The following is a 2,843-nucleotide window of genomic DNA, read 5'->3' on the forward strand; positions in this document are numbered from 1 at the left end:
TTCGCGCTGGCTTTCGGCATTGCTGCCTTGACGACTTCCAGCAGAACAGGGGAATCCCGGAGCAGCTACACAACCATCGCGGTACTGGGTGTGCTCGCGGCATTTGCCTTAAGCCTTGCCTGGACGATAGCGCCGCTTGCCGACGCGGTGGGCTCGCTTGCGAAATACGGAAAACTGCTTCTACCCCTTCTTGTCATGACGCTCATTCGCGATCGCCGCGAAGCACTCTATGCACTGGGCGCATTCGGAGCTGCCCAGCTTTTCCTCGTTCTCAGTTCATGGGCGCTTTTTCTAGGGGTCCCTGTGCCTTGGGCAACCTCCGACATGGCCCTGACGCAGTATGCTGTTTTCTCCAGCTATCTCGACCAAGGGATCATGAGTGCCATATTTGCAGCGCTCTGCTGGCATTTGCGGGAAGCTGTGCCGGTCAGGTTCGGTCGCCAGCTTGCGGTAGCTGCCGCGTTGGTCGCGTTGGCCAACGTTTTCTTCGTTCTTAATGGCCGTAGCGGTCACGCGGTGGCCATCGCGCTGCTCTCACTGGCCATTATGTGGGAGCTGCCCCGCAAATATCGGGCGGCCGTTGTGGTTTTGCCTTTTCTCATTGCACTGGGCCTGTTTGTGAGCTCTTCAAAAGTCCGTGACCGGCTGACGCAGGCCGCTCACGAAGTTCAATCCTATTCGGCAAAGGGAGAGTCAAGGACTTCGTCCGGCATTCGGATTGTCTTTTGGCGGCGTGCACTTGAGATTATTGAGGAAAGACCTCTGTCAGGTGCGGGCATCGGTAGCTGGAGCACGGAGTACAACCGCCTGGAAAAGCTGCGGAACCCCGCCCATATCAACATCGACGGGAACGGCAATCCACATCAGGAATACCTGCTATGGGGAGTTCAGCTCGGCATTCCCGGCATTGCACTTCTCCTGGTGCTGATGGCGGCGGTGCTGGGCGATGCCCGCCGGATGGAGACGATCTATGCACGCGCCACATATTCCGCACTGGCGGGCATGGCTGTGGCATGTCTTTTCAACTCGTCGCTGTATGACGCGCTTATTGGCGATTTCCTGTGTGTCTGCCTGGGGTTACTGCTGTCTGCCGGCCTGAGCAAGGCTCCTGAAGTCACCGCGCTGCATGCGGTTCAGGGAGGACGCGCTTGAGCATCCCCTCCCCTTCTGTCGAAACCCCAACGGTTCCCAGGCTTTCGCTCACCCGGCGAGTTGCCCGGGTTTGGCCGTATTTCAAGGATTCAAGGTCAGGCTGGGCACTTGCGGTGGGTGCGACCATCGTCGCATCCGCAACCGAACCGCTGGTTCCCGCGCTACTTAAACCACTGCTGGACCACGGGTTCCAGCGAGACGGTTTTAATCTCTGGCTGGTACCCCTGGCGCTGATTATCCTGTTTACATTGCGTGGCCTTTCGGGCTTTCTTGCCCAGTTCGCACTCGCAAAAGTCACCAACGACGGGTTAACGCGATTGCGCGGGGCCATGTTCGGAAAACTGCTGAGCGCACGGCTCAGCCTGTTTGCCGATCAGAGTTCCAGTGCCATTGCGAACACTGTGGTTTACGAGGTTTTTAACGGATCTTCGATGCTCATCAATGCCGTGATGAAGCTCGCGCGGGACGTACTGACCCTGGTTGCGTTGATCGGCTACCTGGTCTTCCTGAACTGGAAACTGATGTTGATCGTCGCTCTGCTTTTCCCCGCAGTGGCTTTCGTCATCCAGATTCTCTCCAAACGGCTCTACCGGTTGACAAAAGAAAGCCAGACCGCGACAGACAATTTGGCCTATGTAGTCGAGGAAAACGTCCTGGCGCATCGCGATGTCCGTCTGCATGGCGCCGAAAGAAGCCAGGCTGGCCGTTTTGAAATCCTTAGCCACTCCCTTCGCAGGCTTTCAATGAAGTCGACGGCCGCATACGCTGGGATGAGCGCCATCACCCAGGTGTTGGCTGCCATGGCTCTTTCAGCCGTGATTTCCGTCGCCCTGCTTCAAAGCGCAGAAAACACCACAAGCGTCGGCGGCTTTGTGGCGTTCGTGACGGCCATGCTTTTGCTGATCGCTCCTGTAAAAAGCCTTTCAGACGCAGCGACACCCGTGACACGAGGCCTCGCCGCACTTGAACGCGGGCTTGATTTGATGAACCTGACCGAAGACGAAAGCGGTGGTGATTTTGTATTGGCCCGCGCACGGGGGGATATTGAATTCGTCRGAGTCAGTGTGGTCTACAAGGCAGATGCACCACCGGCAATCAACGCTCTGACCTTGTCGGTGAAATCGGGAGAAACAGTTGCGGTCGTCGGGGCCTCGGGCTCCGGCAAGACCACGCTCGTAAATCTATTGCCGAGATTTGTCGATGCAACGGCGGGAAACATTTACCTCGACGGGCAGGAACTGCGGAACTGGAGTCTGCAGTCCCTCAGGGCCCAGTTCTCATTCGTAAGCCAGCACGTAGTCATGCTTAACAGCAGCATCGCAGAGAATGTGGCATTGGGCCAATCCGTTGATCGCGACAGGGTTCTGGCATGCCTCGCCGCTGCAAATTTGTCAGCCTTGCTGGCGGAGCTGCCTTCGGGGTTGGACACCGTACTGGGCCACAATGCCATGCAATTGTCTGGCGGCCAGCGCCAGAGGCTTGCTATTGCGCGTGCGCTTTATAAGGACGCACCGATTCTGATACTGGACGAGGCCACTTCGGCACTCGATACCGAGTCGGAACTTGCGGTGCAGGAAGCTATCCGCCGTCTTACATCCACCCGGACCTCGCTGGTTATTGCGCACCGCCTTTCCACCATTCAACACGCGGACCGCATCATCATGATGGATGCGGGGCAGATCATCGAGTCC

The 2,843-nt window shown here is 57.6% G+C and carries 2 protein-coding genes; both read left to right on the forward strand.

Features of this window, described 5'->3' with window-relative positions; all coding sequences use genetic code 11:
• The coding region (locus AC1D0Z_RS18850; protein WP_477659719.1) for an O-antigen ligase family protein at positions 1 to 1,152 on the forward strand (1,152 nt) is incomplete at its 5' end.
• Positions 1,149 to 2,843, forward strand: a 1,695-nt coding sequence (locus AC1D0Z_RS18855; RefSeq protein WP_477659720.1) for an ATP-binding cassette domain-containing protein, incomplete at its 3' end; no start/stop codon positions are given. The genes AC1D0Z_RS18850 and AC1D0Z_RS18855, both read left to right, overlap by 4 nt.

Source organism: Polaromonas sp. P1_E3, from assembly GCF_056405935.1.